This window comes from Candidatus Latescibacter sp. IFSED24 (genome assembly GCF_058273205.1).
Genome location: NZ_CM177850.1, coordinates 2,127,631 through 2,141,796, shown reverse-complemented (window position 1 = coordinate 2,141,796; position 14,166 = coordinate 2,127,631). Strand labels below are relative to the sequence as shown.

Below are 14,166 nucleotides of genomic sequence, written 5' to 3'. Positions count from 1 at the left end.
TCCGGGAGAGAACCGCGTTTCGGTGCCGCCAAGGGGGTTTTGCCATGCCGACTTCGCCCGTCTATGCCAGCCTGCTCGTCCTGATCGCCATCTTCCTCGCCACCGCCGTCCCCGCCCAGGACTGCATCGAGTACGGCGATCATGCCCGCCGGCTGGGCAGCGGCGACTGGGACGGCCGCGTCTACACCCTGGCGGTGGCCGATGGCCTGGTCTACCTGGGCTCCGCCCACCACGACGCCGTCCCGAACCGGCTCATGGTCGTCGATCCGGCCGGCGGCGACGATCCGGTCCTGCTGGGCGAGGTCGAGCTTCCCCAGATGCCCTGGGACATGGTGGTCCGCGGGACCACGGCCTTCGTGGCCTGCGCGAGCACCGGCGGCTGCCTGGCCCTGGTCGACATCGCCGATCCCACCGATCCCAGGGTCGTGAGCACTCTTGCCCCCTATGGTGCCAACAGCGTCGAGCTGTACGGCGATTACGCCCTCTTCACCACGGCGGCCCCGACGTTCATCGCCGATGTCAGCGATCCCGCGGCGCCGGAGCTGGTGAGCTGGGTCGCCGGCGGTTCGGCGGTCCTCGCGGTCGGGGACGTGATGTTCGTGGGGAGCTATGAACACGACCTCCGGTACTACGACATCGCCGATCCGGCCGCACCGGCACTCCTGGGTTCGCTGGTCATGCCGGATTCGGTCTGGGATCTGAAGCTGGTGGGCGACCAGCTCTACGTGGCCTGTGACGCTGGCGGCGTCGCGATCGTGGATGTCGGCGATCCCGGAGCGCCCGTCCTGGGCACGACCCTCTCGCTGCCCGGCTCGGCCAGGGAACTCGAGGTGTTCGGGGACCAGGTCTTCGTGGTGTTCGAAAGGACCGACGTGGTGATCCTGGACGCCTCGCTGCCGTCCTCGCCTCAGCTCCTGGATCCGGTGACCTCCCTGCGCGGCGCCTACGACGTGGCCGTAGTGCCGGGCTTTGCCTACCTGGTGGACGGCTGGGACGACCTGAAGATTTACGCCTATCCCGAAGCCGGCCCGGTCCGGACGCTGGGGTCGCTCCTCGAACCCGAGCGCCGGCTGGCGGACATGGCGGTGGTGGGGGACCTGGCGGTGACCGTGGCCGAGGCCAACGGCGGCCTGCAGGTGGTGGACATCGCCGACCCGACCCAGCCGGTCCTGCTGGGCGAGGTCACGGGCACGTTCGGCGGCAGCGCCGTGGTGGCCAACGCCACCCATGCCTTCGTGCGGTCCGCCTACTATCTCGACGTGGTCGACATCTCCACGCCCAACGACCCCGTGCGGGTCACCCGGCTCGAGCTGGTCTCGAATCACAAGGAGATGGCCCTCGACGGCGATCTGATCTACCTCAACGGCGGCGAGGAAGGGATCTACGTGATCGACATCGCCGACCCCGCCGATCTCCGGCTGATCAACACGATCCAGTGCGGCGGCGAGGGCCAGGCCATCGCGGCGCTCGGATCCATGCTCTACGTCGCGTACGACACCCGGCTGGAGATCCGCGCCTGCAGCGATCCGCTGGCGCCCATCCTGGTCAGCACCGTGGAGCTGCCCCATGCGGTGGAGAACCTGTCGCTGGACGAAGGCGTGCTGTACGCCGCCTCGGGCGCCGGCGGGCTGGTCCTGGTCGACGTGATCCCGCCCACGACGCCCACGGTGCTGGGCTCGCTGGCGATCCCGGGCTACACGAACCTGGTCCGGGCCGCCGGCGGCCATGCCTACGTGTCGCACGCCTCGCTCGGGTTCGTGGTGGTGGACGTGCACGATCCGGGGGCTCCCGCGCTCCTGGGCAACGTCGACCTGCTCCTGCCCATCGAGACCATCGCCCTGACCGCGCAGGCGGTCTGCCTCGGCCTGGGGCCCAACCTGAGCGCCGACCCCTACAACGTGGGCGGCGTGGCACTGCTGCCCCTGGAGTGCGCCTCGACCACGAGCGCACCCACCGATCCCCTGCCCGAGACGCCCGGCCTCGCCCTGTCCGTCCACCCCAACCCCTTCAATCCCCGGACGGTGGTCTCCTTCGCCCTGCCCCGCGCCGGATCGCTGCGCCTGACGGTCCACGATCTGGCCGGCCGTCGCCTGGCCGTGCTGGCCAACCGCGAGTTCGCGGCCGGCCACCACGCGCTGGTCTGGGACGGCCGTGACGGTGAAGGGCGCGAACTGCCCTCGGGGACGTATCTTCTGCGGGCCGAGGGTGCGGGCGAGTGGGTCGGCGAGAAGCTGACGCTGATCCGATGATCGGGTTGTCAAAACGGGTCCGGCCGGTGCGGCCGGGCCCGTATGATGTCCTGCCTGCCGGCCAGCGGTCGATTCGGGTTTTGCAAACAATCCGAACATGTTACCTTGAAAGACCCTGCCATCCCGACGCCATCTGCCGAGGTCAACCGGAGGTCTCGTCATGACCACGCCCGAAGCCATGGAGAAACGCAACCTGATCGCCCAGTGGGCCTTCGACACCCGGCCGATCCTGGGCCGTTTCCATTTCTGGCTCGAGGACGTGGAGGTGGCCTGGCTCGACGGCAACGGCCACGTGGAGTTCCAGAACGACATCACCTTCGTGGGCGGCGCCATGGAGCGGCTGTTCATCATGACCGCCGGCGTGACCGCGCTCGGCACGCGCCTGTTCGGCCGCTTCGGCGAGGCCAGGGGACTCGACAAGAAGGAGCAGAACCGGGTCAAGAAGGACGCCGACGCCATCAGCGCCTACATGATGAGCGAGTGCCTCTGGTACCTCACCCGGCAGCTCCCCGAGAACCACGCGGTGATGGTCTGTCTGGGCGAGGGCCTCATGCCCAAGGGCGGCGAGACCCCCGACATGGGCAGCAACCCCATGCTCGGCTTCGGCCGCATCTACGCCCGGCCCCAGGTGGCCAAGTTCCTCGACCGCCAGGTCCAGAAGCTCATCAACAATCCCGAATTCGGCTGGGACGATTTCCAGCGGCGCATCGACACCGCCGGCATCACCATCTGGGGTGCGGCCATCGACACCCTGGAGAACACCTCGCGCTTCGCCAAGGGCGAGCCCACCGGCCCCATGACCGTGCTGCACCTCTTCGACCAGCCGCTGTCGGTGACGCGCCCCTACGAGGGCTACATGGGCAACCTGCTGTTGCCGCTGGAGGTGACCGAGGCCGCCGCCCGCGAGTCCATGCTGGTGGATTTCCACACACCGCGAGCCAAGGTCATGGAGGCTATCCGCCTGGCCTGGCCCGATCTGGAGCCGGGCAACGTCCACGTCTGGACCCTCTCGGGCGCCAGCCGCGAGCCGCGCATCGGCGGGCTCTGGGACCAGTGGCGCGAGGTCGGGGCCCACGTGGCCGAGGACGGCTGGAAGCTGCCGTCGGGCATGGCGCTGTTCAACGACTCGGGGACCTACGCGCCCACCTACCACGTGGGCACCTGGCTCGACGACAAGGGCGACCGCCACCTGCTGCTGGTCGACGGCTACGCGGCCAGCGCCGAGGCCATGCAGGCCGCGAGCCTGGCGCCCATCCTGGGCATCGACTGCTCGCTGGCGCTGTTCAGCTCGCGCTTCGGCCTGACCTGGGACCGGGAGAGCCGCATCATGCGCCTGGATGCCGAGGCCCGCGACTTCGGCAAGCAGCTCGCCGCCATCGTGGGGGAGGACCTCGATGCCGCCGCTCTGGAACAGTATCGCGAGTACATCCGCGAGGCCCGCGATGCGGGCATCCGCGTCGAGAAGCCGACGCTGACCGCCGAGGATTTCCTGCCCCGCAAGCACTGGGACGTCATGGCGCTGGCCGGCTTCATGCTCGACGACCCCTATACCGGCTCGCCCGGGGTCGAGACCATCGACGACGACACCTACCGCATCACCGTCCGCCTCTCCACGCCGCGCGGCGTCAAGCAGGTCAAGCTGACCCTGCGGTTCATGGAGGACCAGAAGTACCGGCCGCTGGTCTGCAACCCGCTGCTGACGCGGTTCTTCCGCGGCGAGGACCACCAGCGCCGGGCGGTGAAGATCTCCGACTCGGGCCGCATCCGCAACGAGCTGCAGACGCTCTGCTCGGAGGCGCTGGAGCACTTCGGCGAGAACGGCATGCGCATCTTCTTCGACCGCATCAGCGACGACGTGATCTTCCCCGAGCAGCAGGAAGTCCTGCGCGAGGTGCTCACCTGGTACAAGCGGCACCACCCGCTCTGGTTCTCGTGGCTGGAGATCGCCTAGCCGGCGTGAACGAGGTCGACGATGGCGGCCAGGCCCGCCAGGTCGGTGTCGGAGAAGGCGTCGGGCTGGTCGCTGTCCACGTCCAGGACCCCGACGATCCGTCCTGCGGCATCGCGCACCGGCAGGACCACCTCGCTCTGCGACCGGCCATCGCAGGCCACGTGGCCCTCGAAGGCGTGGACATCGGGCACCAGCACCGGCTCCGCGCGCTGGACCCCGGCCCAGCAGACGCCCTCAGGGCCGTCGAGGATCGCGCAGGCCAGGGGACCCTGGTAGGGGCCGACCACGAGCTTGCCGTCCTGCAGCCGATAGAACCCGGTCCAGAAGTAGTGCGGCATCTTGTGGTGCAGCACGGCGACGATGGTGGCCATCCGCGCGATGGGGTCGCGATTGCGCGCGAAGAGCTCGGCGAGCTGGTCGTGGATCCGCCGGTAGCGGTCGGCGAGGCGGGGGTCGGTGGCGGCCATATTCCTCTCCTGGTCAAGGTGGCCCGTTCAAGGTAAGCTCAACCTGCCGGATCATCGAGATCAAAGCTGGTCTTGGCCCCGGTCTCGATTATCCTTGGGCGGAAACCGACCCATCCCGCAGACGCCCCGGAGGATCCCATGGACGCCCTCGACGCCATCTTGACCCGTCGCAGCATCCGTCAGTACACCGACGAGCCGGTCAGCGACAAGGATATCGAGACCTTGCTCCGTGCCGGCATGGCCGCACCCTCGGCCGGCAACCAGCAGGCCTGGGAATTCGTGGTCATCGACGACCGCGAGCTGCTGGACGCCATCCCCGGAGTCCATCCCTACGCCCAGATGTGCACCGAGGCGCCGCTCTGCCTCGCCGTGTGCGCCGACCCCGCACGCGAGAAGTACGCCGGGTTCTGGGTCCAGGACTGCTCCGCCGCCACGCAGAACATCCTCCTGGCGGCCCACGCCATGGGCCTGGGCGCGGTCTGGCTGGGCATCGCCCCCCTGGGGGACCGCGCGCACCAGCTGGCCGACCTGCTCAAGCTGCCGCACGGCATCGAGCCCCTGGCGCTGATCGCGGTGGGCCATCCACAGGAGACCAAGCCGTCGGAGGACCGTTTCGACCCCGGGAAGACGCACCACAACCAGTGGTAGCCCACAGCCACGCTGCCCACCGGAATTCGCGAGGGGCTCGACCGATTGGGTCGAGCCCCTCTTCGGATTTCAGGGGACGATGATGACGAGCGGCTGGCGCTGCTGCGCGAGGGCGGCGGTCACGAGGTCGCGGAACGCGGCGTAGTCCAAGGTGGCGACGGGCCCCGCGTCCAGCTCGAGGGTCCGGGTGATCGTGAACGTCTGGCCTGCCTGCCTGCTGCGCAGGGCGAAGGATCCCTGCGCCGCCGACCGTGCCGTCTCCACCGCCAGCGGCGTGTCCACCTGCCAGCCCGCGGGCAGCTCGATGCTCAGAGACGCCTCCTCACGGCCGGGAACCGTGACCACGAGCGGCGCGGTGCGCGACGGCTGCTCGGGGCGGAATCCCGCGGGCAGATGGTCGAGCAGGGCGCCGGTCGGCCAGGGGATCTCCCGGGTCAGCAGGCCCTCGCCGACTGGAGCCAGCGCCTCGCCCGCCGCGGTCAACCGCAGGCTCAGCTCGTCGGCCGTATCCACGCGCACGTCCAGGGAGGACACCTCGGCGCCGGGCAGGAGGGCCTCGGCGAGCTGGTCGGCCAGCTCGCCGGTGTCGCCCGGCTGGCGGTAGGGGCCGCGCAGGACGAGGTCGGCGGTGGCGGACCAGCCCTCGCCGGCGGGCGCCAGGTGCGCCGACCAGCGGCACAGGCCCGGGCGGACCGGCACGGTGTAGAGGCGATGACCGCCATCGGCGGCGAGGAAGAAGCCGGTCCAGCCGGCCAGATCGCCGTTGTCGGACCAGGCCTCGTCGCGGTCGGGGGCCAGCCACCAGTTCTGGTCGTCGACACGGACGACCACCCGATAGCGCGTGAAGCGCGCGGTGGTGGGCGGGAGCCCTTCGGTCAGGGCGTCGCGGCCGAAGAGGCCGAGTTCTGGCTCATACCCGGCCTCGCGCAGGACCGCCAGGGCCACCACGGCGCGTTCCCAATCGGTGCCCACGGCGGTGTCGAACACCTCCTCGGCCAGGCGGGGCGGACGCAGGTCGGCGCCGGCGGGCAGGTGGATCCCGGCGATGCCGGCGTGGATGAGGTCGGCGAGTTGCTGGAGCAGATCGACCTCCGTGAGGACCTCGGCGTCGGCACGCGTGCGGCTCAGCCAGCCCTGCAGCCCCTCCAGGGCGCCTGCGGCGGCCTCGGTCTGCTGGCGCAGGGCGCCGGCCAGCTGCTCCATATCGGTGGCGGCGCCCCAGATCACGTGGGGGGTGAACCGGTGTCGCCAGGCCTCGGCGCCCTCGGCGCGGCAGGCCGGCAGGTCGTGGGCGATCCAGGACCCGGCCTCGTGTTCGACCAGGGCGCGGTCGGTGGCGCCGGCCAGGGCACCCTGGACGCCCACCAGGGTGACCCTGGACTCGAGGACCGGATCCTCGCCACCCAGCCAGCACTCGCCGCCAGGGGGCAGGGACCGCGGCGCACGGTCGCGGATCACGTATTCCAGCTCGGTCACGCACCCAAGCTCGGTGCCCACGAGGCTGATGACCATCTCGCGGATGTCGAGGAATGGGGCGGCGCGGCGAACCGCGTCCGGGGTGACCTCGTTGAAGCCGTTCGCGGGGGTCTCGACCACGGTGCCGTCGCGCATGAAGGTGCGGGCGGTCACGACCTCGAGGTCCTGCCGCGAGGCGTCCCAGGCCACACGCACGTCGCTCCGGCTGCGCATGGCCCACTGGGTCTGCAGCCGCTGGATCAGGTGCAGGCGGCGCGTCAGACGGCCGTCGTCGGCCAGCTCGATGGTCTCGCTGCGGTGGAGCACCACCACGTCCTCGCCGGGGAACCGGTCGCTGTCCGGCGCCGCGGCGATGATCTGCGGCGTGTCGACCTGGGCGCCGGCCGTGGCGGCCACGAGGATCAGCAGCAGGCTGATGAGATGAGCGTGGCGCATGGTCAGGCTCCCTTCCGGCGGGCCGTGAGGCGGACCTCGGCGGCGTCCTGGAACGTGGTGACGGCGTCGCGGAAGGCCGGCCAGTCGCTGACCGGGACCAGGCGCCGGTCGTACTGGAAACGACCGGCGAGGGCGACCTTGCGGCCGTCGACCGTGGCGCCGAGGTCGCAGGTGGCGAAATCATGGTCGCCGCCCGCGGTCCACCGGTCGTCGGCCAGGCGGGGCGTGAAGCCGCGCGGGACCTCGATCTGCTCGTCCAGGGCGACCGCCTGCGGCCACCAGAGCATGGCCGGCGTCTCGCGCTCCTCGGCCAGGCGCGGTGGTTGGGCCAGGCGGAACACGCCACCGTAGCCGTGCAGCGCCAGGTTCACCGCCACCGGCTGCCAGCTGCAGACCTCCTGGCCCACGGCGGCGTAGGCGGGTAGCCGGAACTCGACCTCGAGGGTCATGGGGCGGTCCCAGTCCACGGGGTCGCCCGCGCGCCACTTTCCCAGCTCGGCGCCGGGGGCCAGGCTGGCCAGCCAGCGGCGGAGCTCGGGCTCCACCGCGCTGCGGCGGCTCTGGCCGATGGTCCGGCGCAGGCGGGTGTCGGCCTGGCCGCTGCCGACGAGCTCGAGGGTGCCCGTGAGCGCGCCGTCGGGCTCGATCTTGCCGCGCACCTTCAGCACTGCCTCGTTCTCGTCGGCGGTGTAGGCGCGGATCGCCGAGAGGTCCTCGCCCCAGGGCGTGCCGATGACGTAGTGCTGTTCGCCCTCGGCACGCGACCAGTCGTAGCGGCTGAAGGGGATCCAGGTGGGGTCGAGCATGTGCCAGGTGCCGTCGGGTTTCTTCCAGGCACCCACGCAGTGATTGAACTGGTCGGCGGGGACGCGCTCGACCCTTGCGCCGGCCATGGTCATGGCGGGGTAGACCTCGTAGCCCGCGGCGCGGCAGAGCGTGATGGCCATGCCGGCGATGTCCTTGCACACGCCGCTGCGCTCGCGCAGGATCATGTCGCCCGGATGCAGCACGTAGCCCTCGCCCTCGCCCATGTTCAGGCCGCAGTAGCGGATGTTCATGGCGGCCCAGTGGTTCAGCGCGTGCACCTTCTGCTCGTCGGTCTTCAGGCCCCTGGTGATGCTGGCGACCAGGGCGTCGATCTCGGGGGTGCTGTCGAACTGGTGCTGGTTCACGTCCCAGAACCAGCGCGACTTGGCCTCCCAGTCGGCGACAGTGGCCATGACCACCTTGGGCGCGTAGTCCTGGGTGTCGGTGCTGCGCCACTCGCGGGTGGCGGCGGGACAGTCCTCGGCCCAGAAGCGGTAGATCAGATGGCCGTCGTCGAAGCTGGTCTCGGCGTAGACCTCGCCGTTGTAGATCCGGAACTGCAGCGGCTTGTCGCGGGGCGTGCGCACGGTGATGGTCTTCTCGACCATGGGCCAGCCGGCGGCGAAGAGCTGCACGTCGTACCAGTGGCCGCGCATGGGGGGGATGTAGCGGCTCTCGTCGCCCGGGCCCTGGTCGCCGAGGTAGGCGATCATGAATCCCTTGCGGTAGGTCACCAGCTCCACCGCGTCGCCCACGGCCAGCCGCGGCAGGCCCAGGCAGCGCATGCGGGCGCCCCAGTAGATGGCGTGCATGGGCTGCGTTGTGTCCACGGCGGTGGCGGGGTCGACCTCGACCAGCGTGCCGTCGGCGCGGTGGATGCGCACCTGGCGCAGCTCGATGAGCTGGCTGGCGGGGTCGTAGTCGAAGCGCTGGAAGCCCAAATCGCGGGCGCCGCTGGCGGTCAGCACCTTCAGGAGCTGGTGCTGGGTGACGTGCGCCAGGCCGCTGGGCTCGATCTCGGTCTCGGTGCGGTCGAAGACGGCGACCACGTCGGCATCCTCGTGATCCTCGGCGTCGCCGGCGGCAGCGATGAGGGATCGCAGATTGTCGGGGGTCGCGGACCGGTCCGGTGCCGGGTCGGCCAGCACCGGGACCGCCAGCAGCAGCGCCAGGGCGGCCAGACAGCGGATTATTCGGGATTGCATGCAGTCATCCTCCGGAGCAGATAAGTGGCGAGAAGGCCCCATTGTGCCGCAGTCTGTGGCAGAGATCAAGGTGTAGCGGCTCCGGGCATCCTGCCATGCCAAACTCACGATTGATCGAAACTCATATATCAAAAATAAATAGTAATACATAAAAAATGTTCCCTCGCGACAGATGGCGTGCTACAATCTTGTCAAGTTGCACGACGTGGTCGAAAGGGACGTTCATGTTGCATCGCTCCAGCATCCAGCTCTTGCAGAGCGCAATCCTGACGATCCTGGCGCTCGTGGCCCTGCCGGCCGGGGCGGCCTGGGTGCCGCTGAGCGGCGCCGATCAGGCCCAGGCGCCCATCCTCCAGACCCTGACCCCGCAGGCCGGCCTCACCGTGGTGGAGATCACCCTGCCGGGGATCCACCTCGAGACGGTCGACCTGGACGGTCAGCCGCACAGCGTGGTGCGCGTGCCCGGCTGCGTTCCGAGCCTCGAGGCCGGCCATCCCGAGCTGCCGATCCTGGCCCAGGCCCTGCCCCTGCCGGCCACCGGGACGCCGCGGCTGCAGATCGTGTCGGCCGAGTGGCGTTCCATCGCGGCGGCGCCGCCGGTGCCTTCGCGGGGCCCGCTGTCGCGCGAGGTCGATCCGCAGCAGGTGCCGCGGATCCACTCCGCGGTCTATGCCCAGACCGCCGTCTGGCCCGCCGACGTGGCCACCCTCGGCAAGCCCTTCCTGGTGCGTGACCGCCGCGGCGTGGCGCTGCACCTGCATCCGGTGCGCTGGAATCCGAAGCGTGGCGAGCTGGAGGTCCTGGTGCGCCTGACGCTGAATGTCGAGACCACCGGCCAGGGCGGCGACAACGTGGCCATCGCCAGCGTGCCGGCCGCCGGCAAGGCCTTCGCGCCGGTCTATGACGCCATCTTCGGCGCGGCCGCCGACAAGTCCGCCCGCGAAGAGGTCCAGGGCCATGGCTACGGCGATTCCGAACGCATGCTCATCATCAGCGGCGACAGCTACGCCAACGCCTCGGCCAACCTGGCCAGCTGGAAGCGGGAGCGCGGCTACGACGTGGAGATCGTCACCATGGCCGACCTGGGCGGCAACCTGCTCGGCATGAGGGAAGCCATCAGCCAGTACTACTTCTCGGAGCAAGGGCTGGCCTACCTGATCCTGGTGGGCGACGTGGACACCGTGCCCACCAATTTCGGCGCCTACCAGGGTGCGGACTCGGACGGCATGTTCGGGCTGCTCTCGGGCGACGATCTGTACGTCGATATCCTGATCTCGCGTCTGCCGGCCCGCAGCGCCGGCGAGGCGCGGTTGATGATCGACCGCGTGCTGGCTTACGAGCGCGACCCGCAGACCATGGCCGACCGCTTCGATGTCGCCGCCGGCATCGCCAGCGACGAGGGTTCGCCCGCCGACTACGAGCGCGCCGAGGAACTGCGCGACCAGCTGCTGGCCGGCGACTACACCGACGTGGCCCGCATCTACCAGGGCTTCGGCGGCGACCGCGACGACATCGCCGCCGCGGTCAACGGCGGCCTGGGCCTGATCAACTACCTCGGCCACGGCGACGGCACCGCCTGGCTCAGCGTGCCGTTCGGCAACTCCGACGTCCACGCACTGACCAACACCGACGCCTGGCCGGTCATCGTGGACGTCTCCTGCAGCAACGGCGACTTCTCGCGCGACGAGTGCTTCGCCGAGGCCTGGCTCCGCTCGGAGCACGACGGCCAGCCCGCCGGCGCGGTGGCCATGATCTCCGCCTCCACCGCCACCTCGTGGGTGCCGCCCTGCGTGATGCAGGCCGAGATGATCGACCAGCTCGCCAGCGGCAGCGAGCACGAGCTGGGCGCGCTCTATGCCGCCGGCGTCGCCGCCGTGCTCGTGCAGTACGAGGGGCTGCCCCAGGCCGACAAGCTCATGGAGCAGTACAACCTGTTCGGCGACTGCTCGCTCCTGATGCGCACCCGGACGCCCGAGATGCTCGCCGTGGAGCACGGCGAATCGTTGCCCGCGGGCACCGCCGCCATTGGCGGCACCGCTCCGGCGGGCAGCCGCGTCGTGCTGAGTGACAACCAGGCCGTGCTCGCCCGAGCCGAGGTCGAGGCCGACGGAGAGATCCGGCTGGTGTCGGCGCGGCCGCTGGTCGAGGGCGAGTCGGTCCGGTTGACCGTCAGCGCGGTCAACGGCCAGACCTATCGTGTCCTGCTGCCGGTCCAGGCCGCGCCCACGGCCACCGGCGAGGCGCTGCCGCCCGTGGCCAACCTGCTGGGCAACTGGCCCAACCCCTTCAACCCGGCCACCGCGGTGGCCTTCGTCCTGCCCGGCGAGGGTCCGGTGCGGCTGAGCATCCACGACGCCCGCGGTAGCCTGGTGCGCGTGCTCGTGAACGAGACGCTCGCGGCCGGCCACCACGAGGTCACCTGGAACGGACGCGACCAGCAGGGTCGCGCCGTGGCCAGTGGCGTCTACCTGGCGCGCCTGCAGACCACGCAGTCCAGCGACGTGCTGAAGGTGACCATGGCGAAATAGTCGCGGCGCCACGGGTTGCAACCCCGGGGAAATGCTGTAGCCTGGCAGCAATCCCCGGGGTTTTCTCATGCCCCGTGAGCGCCGCGTCGCGCGGCGCCGGACCCCGCTATCGCCCGTGCCGCCAGGAGTCGCCATGAGCCAGCCACTCTACACGCCGTTCGCCCCGGAACCCGAGACCCTCGCCATCACGCCCGAGATCGCCCAGCGCTACGGACTGGCGTCCTGGGGCGCCAGCTTTGCTCTGGGCACCGCCGGCTACCGCGACCTGCTCGCGCCGGACGACCTCTTCAGCAGCGAGGTGCCCTTCAACGCGGTCACCGTGGCGCTCATGCTCGAGGCCCGCGCACAGCTCGCGCAGGAGCACGGTCTGCACCGGCTGCACGTCGGCGGCGAGGTCCGGCCGCACACCCAGGAGTTCATCGACCTGGCGGCCCGGCTCTACGCCGCCCACGGGCTCGAGGTGCACCTGCGTCCGGCGGGCGAGCGCACCACCCCCATCTGGCTCTCGAGCTTCGGCGTCTTCTTCGAGGAACTCGACGGCGGCGAGAATTTCACCGCCAGCCACAGTCAGAGCTACAAGGGCGGCTGGAAGCCCATGGACGCGGGCGGCGGGCAGCTCCTGGAGATGGCACCGCTCATAGCCGCGCGGGTGCGCGAGCTGGCGCAGCGCGCCTGCAAGGAGGGGCTCGAGCTGGCGCTCGCCGCCAGCGACGATCCCGGGATCCACCGTGACTTCGATCCGCTGGAGGCCTACGTCGCGGTGCTGCGCCAGGTGATCCCCGCGGACCTGCTCGCCGAGGTCCCGGCGGCGGCGCAGGCGGGCTTCCGTGCGGCGTTCTGCACCGAGGGTGGCTCCATGGCGCCCACCGCCCGCCGCGTCTTCGCGAATCTCGGCATCGGCATGGACGATCAGGGGCCGGTGTTCTTCACCCACGAACAGGAGAGCAGCGACTACCACGGCATCGGCGTGGTCGACGGGGTGAACCACGGCGTGGACCCGGGCAAGTGGCAGGTCTACAAGCACGTGGGCGCCCAGGACCTGCTGCGCGAGAATCGGGCCGACATCTTCTTCATCTGGGATCCCGATGGCGACCGCTTCAACATGGTCACCACCGCTCCGGCCGCCCTCGCCGCGCGCGCGACCGCGGCGGGCCTCGAGGTCGATCCGCTCGACGCCGAACGTTGCCTGGTCTACTTCATGCCCAACCAGATCTACTTCCTCTTGACGGCGGCCAAGATCGCCGCCCTCGAATCCGCCGGCGAGATCGACCGCTACGACTGGATCGTGGCCACGACCTGGCCCACCAGCCGCAGCATCGGCGAGGTGGCCGAGATCTTCTCGGCGCGGGGAACAGCCAGGCTCGGGACTTACCGCGCACCGGTGGGCTTCAAGCACTTCGCCGCGCTGGTGAGCGACCTCGAGGACCAGATCACCGCCGGCGAGACCCGCTGCGCCGCCACCGATGTGACCGGCGAGCGCCACGAGTTCGGCCCGCGGCCGCGGCTCTTGATCATGGCCGAGGAGTCGGGGGGCGCCGCCATGGGCGCTGCCGAGCCGGTGCGCAGCCGCCACGGCAGGCGCACGAGCCTGGCGCCCAAGGAGAAGGACGCCATGCAGATCGGGGTGCTGGCGTTGTGCCTCGCGGCCCGGCTGCACCGCCAGGACCAGAGCTGGGCCGGCTACTATCTCGACCTGCTCGAAACGTACGAAGTGCGCTGGCGCTTCTACGAGCGTCGCGACCTGACCCTCTTCGACGAGGCGCTCAAGGGCGAGGCCCGCGAGGCCGCCCGCCAGGCGGGGAACCGCCGCAAGGAGCAGGTGGTGGCTTTCTTCGCCTCGCTCGAAGGCAAGGATCCGGCTGCCATCACTGCCGACCTGCAGGATCGTCTGCCGGCGGGCGCGGCGTTGCCGGAGGTCATCCGTTGCTTCCATGCCGGTGACGGCACCCTGCTCGAGATGGCCGGCCAGTGGTTCGAGCTGCGCGCCAGCGGCACCGACGCCGTGCTGCGCTATTACATGGAGGGTGAGGAGCAGGCCCGCGTGGCCGAGCTCAACGAGGCCTTCACCGAGCTGCGTATCGACGCTTCATGACAGGAGAGGCCATGAATGATCGTCCCTACGACAAGCTGACCGTCTACAGCTCCACCTGGTGTCCCGATTGCCGCCAGGCCAAGGCGTTCCTCGACGAGCACGATCTCGACTACGAACTGGTCGAGATCGACAAGGATCCCGACGCCGCGCGCCTGTTGGAGGAGAAGACCGGCAAGCGCGGCATTCCCTACTTCGTGCTCGATGACGAACGCTGGGAGCGCGCCTACATTCCCAAGCAGGGGTTCGACCGTGAGGGGATGTCCAGGCTGCTGGGGCTCGCCTGACGAGCGTCTGGCGTCGCCAGACCC

Annotated in this window: 9 protein-coding genes; 6 read left to right on the top strand and 3 right to left on the bottom strand. The window is 70.1% G+C overall.

Annotated elements, in window-relative coordinates; translation table 11 throughout:
- The first annotated feature begins 44 nt into the window (after positions 1 to 44).
- Positions 45 to 2,249 (top strand): LVIVD repeat-containing protein, encoded by a 2,205-nt coding sequence (locus IFSED24_RS08625; protein WP_491334814.1) that lies wholly within the window; start codon positions 45 to 47, stop codon positions 2,247 to 2,249.
- Between the two features lie 160 nt (positions 2,250 to 2,409).
- Positions 2,410 to 4,200 (top strand): hypothetical protein, encoded by a 1,791-nt coding sequence (locus tag IFSED24_RS08620; protein ID WP_491334813.1) that lies wholly within the window; start codon positions 2,410 to 2,412, stop codon positions 4,198 to 4,200.
- On the opposite strand, the gene IFSED24_RS08615 is transcribed toward IFSED24_RS08620, so the two are convergent.
- On the bottom strand, positions 4,197 to 4,667 hold the full coding sequence (locus IFSED24_RS08615) for a GAF domain-containing protein (RefSeq protein WP_491334812.1): 471 nt from the start codon (positions 4,665 to 4,667) through the stop codon (positions 4,197 to 4,199). The genes IFSED24_RS08620 and IFSED24_RS08615 overlap by 4 nt on opposite strands.
- 138 nt (positions 4,668 to 4,805) lie before the next feature.
- On the opposite strand from IFSED24_RS08615, the gene IFSED24_RS08610 reads away from it, so the two are divergent.
- Positions 4,806 to 5,315, top strand: coding sequence for a nitroreductase family protein (locus tag IFSED24_RS08610; protein ID WP_491334811.1), 510 nt, complete (start codon positions 4,806 to 4,808; stop codon positions 5,313 to 5,315).
- 69 nt (positions 5,316 to 5,384) lie between these two features.
- Here the strand turns inward: IFSED24_RS08610 and IFSED24_RS08605 are convergent, their stop codons facing one another.
- Both IFSED24_RS08605 and IFSED24_RS08600 read right to left on the bottom strand, forming a co-directional pair.
- A complete protein-coding gene (locus tag IFSED24_RS08605) occupies positions 5,385 to 7,226 on the bottom strand; it encodes a DUF3857 domain-containing protein (protein WP_491334810.1) in 1,842 nt (613 codons plus the stop codon).
- 2 nt (positions 7,227 to 7,228) lie between these two features.
- Positions 7,229 to 9,238 (bottom strand): DUF3857 domain-containing transglutaminase family protein, encoded by a 2,010-nt coding sequence (locus IFSED24_RS08600; RefSeq protein WP_491334809.1) that lies wholly within the window; start codon positions 9,236 to 9,238, stop codon positions 7,229 to 7,231.
- A gap of 224 nt (positions 9,239 to 9,462) precedes the next feature.
- Here IFSED24_RS08600 and IFSED24_RS08595 point away from each other — a divergent pair, with 224 nt between their 5' ends.
- The 3 genes from IFSED24_RS08595 to IFSED24_RS08585 all read left to right on the top strand — a co-directional run bounded on the left by IFSED24_RS08595 (position 9,463) and on the right by IFSED24_RS08585 (position 14,142).
- Positions 9,463 to 11,766 carry a C25 family cysteine peptidase gene (locus IFSED24_RS08595; protein ID WP_491334808.1) on the top strand — a complete coding sequence of 768 codons (2,304 nt, stop codon included), beginning with the start codon at positions 9,463 to 9,465 and terminating at the stop codon, positions 11,764 to 11,766.
- A gap of 133 nt (positions 11,767 to 11,899) precedes the next feature.
- The gene (locus IFSED24_RS08590; RefSeq protein ID WP_491334807.1) at positions 11,900 to 13,858 is read left to right on the top strand and encodes a phosphohexomutase domain-containing protein; all 1,959 of its coding nucleotides are present in this window, start codon (positions 11,900 to 11,902) and stop codon (positions 13,856 to 13,858) included.
- A gap of 11 nt (positions 13,859 to 13,869) precedes the next feature.
- Positions 13,870 to 14,142: a glutaredoxin family protein gene (locus tag IFSED24_RS08585; protein ID WP_491334806.1), complete on the top strand. Its 273-nt coding sequence runs from the start codon at positions 13,870 to 13,872 to the stop codon at positions 14,140 to 14,142.
- The last annotated feature ends 24 nt before the right edge of the window (positions 14,143 to 14,166 follow it).

What these genes read in the sequence shown, in the direction of transcription:
- IFSED24_RS08625 (WP_491334814.1), top strand. Translation starts at nt 45, where the DNA reads ATGCCGACTTCGCCCGTCTATGCCAGCCTGCTCGTCCTGATCGCCATC.
- IFSED24_RS08610 (WP_491334811.1), top strand. Translation starts at nt 4,806, where the DNA reads ATGGACGCCCTCGACGCCATCTTGACCCGTCGCAGCATCCGTCAGTAC.
- IFSED24_RS08615 (WP_491334812.1), bottom strand. Translation starts at nt 4,667, where the DNA reads ATGGCCGCCACCGACCCCCGCCTCGCCGACCGCTACCGGCGGATCCAC.
- IFSED24_RS08605 (WP_491334810.1), bottom strand. Translation starts at nt 7,226, where the DNA reads ATGCGCCACGCTCATCTCATCAGCCTGCTGCTGATCCTCGTGGCCGCC.
- IFSED24_RS08620 (WP_491334813.1), top strand. Translation starts at nt 2,410, where the DNA reads ATGACCACGCCCGAAGCCATGGAGAAACGCAACCTGATCGCCCAGTGG.
- IFSED24_RS08585 (WP_491334806.1), top strand. Translation starts at nt 13,870, where the DNA reads ATGAATGATCGTCCCTACGACAAGCTGACCGTCTACAGCTCCACCTGG.
- IFSED24_RS08590 (WP_491334807.1), top strand. Translation starts at nt 11,900, where the DNA reads ATGAGCCAGCCACTCTACACGCCGTTCGCCCCGGAACCCGAGACCCTC.
- IFSED24_RS08600 (WP_491334809.1), bottom strand. Translation starts at nt 9,238, where the DNA reads ATGCAATCCCGAATAATCCGCTGTCTGGCCGCCCTGGCGCTGCTGCTG.
- IFSED24_RS08595 (WP_491334808.1), top strand. Translation starts at nt 9,463, where the DNA reads ATGTTGCATCGCTCCAGCATCCAGCTCTTGCAGAGCGCAATCCTGACG.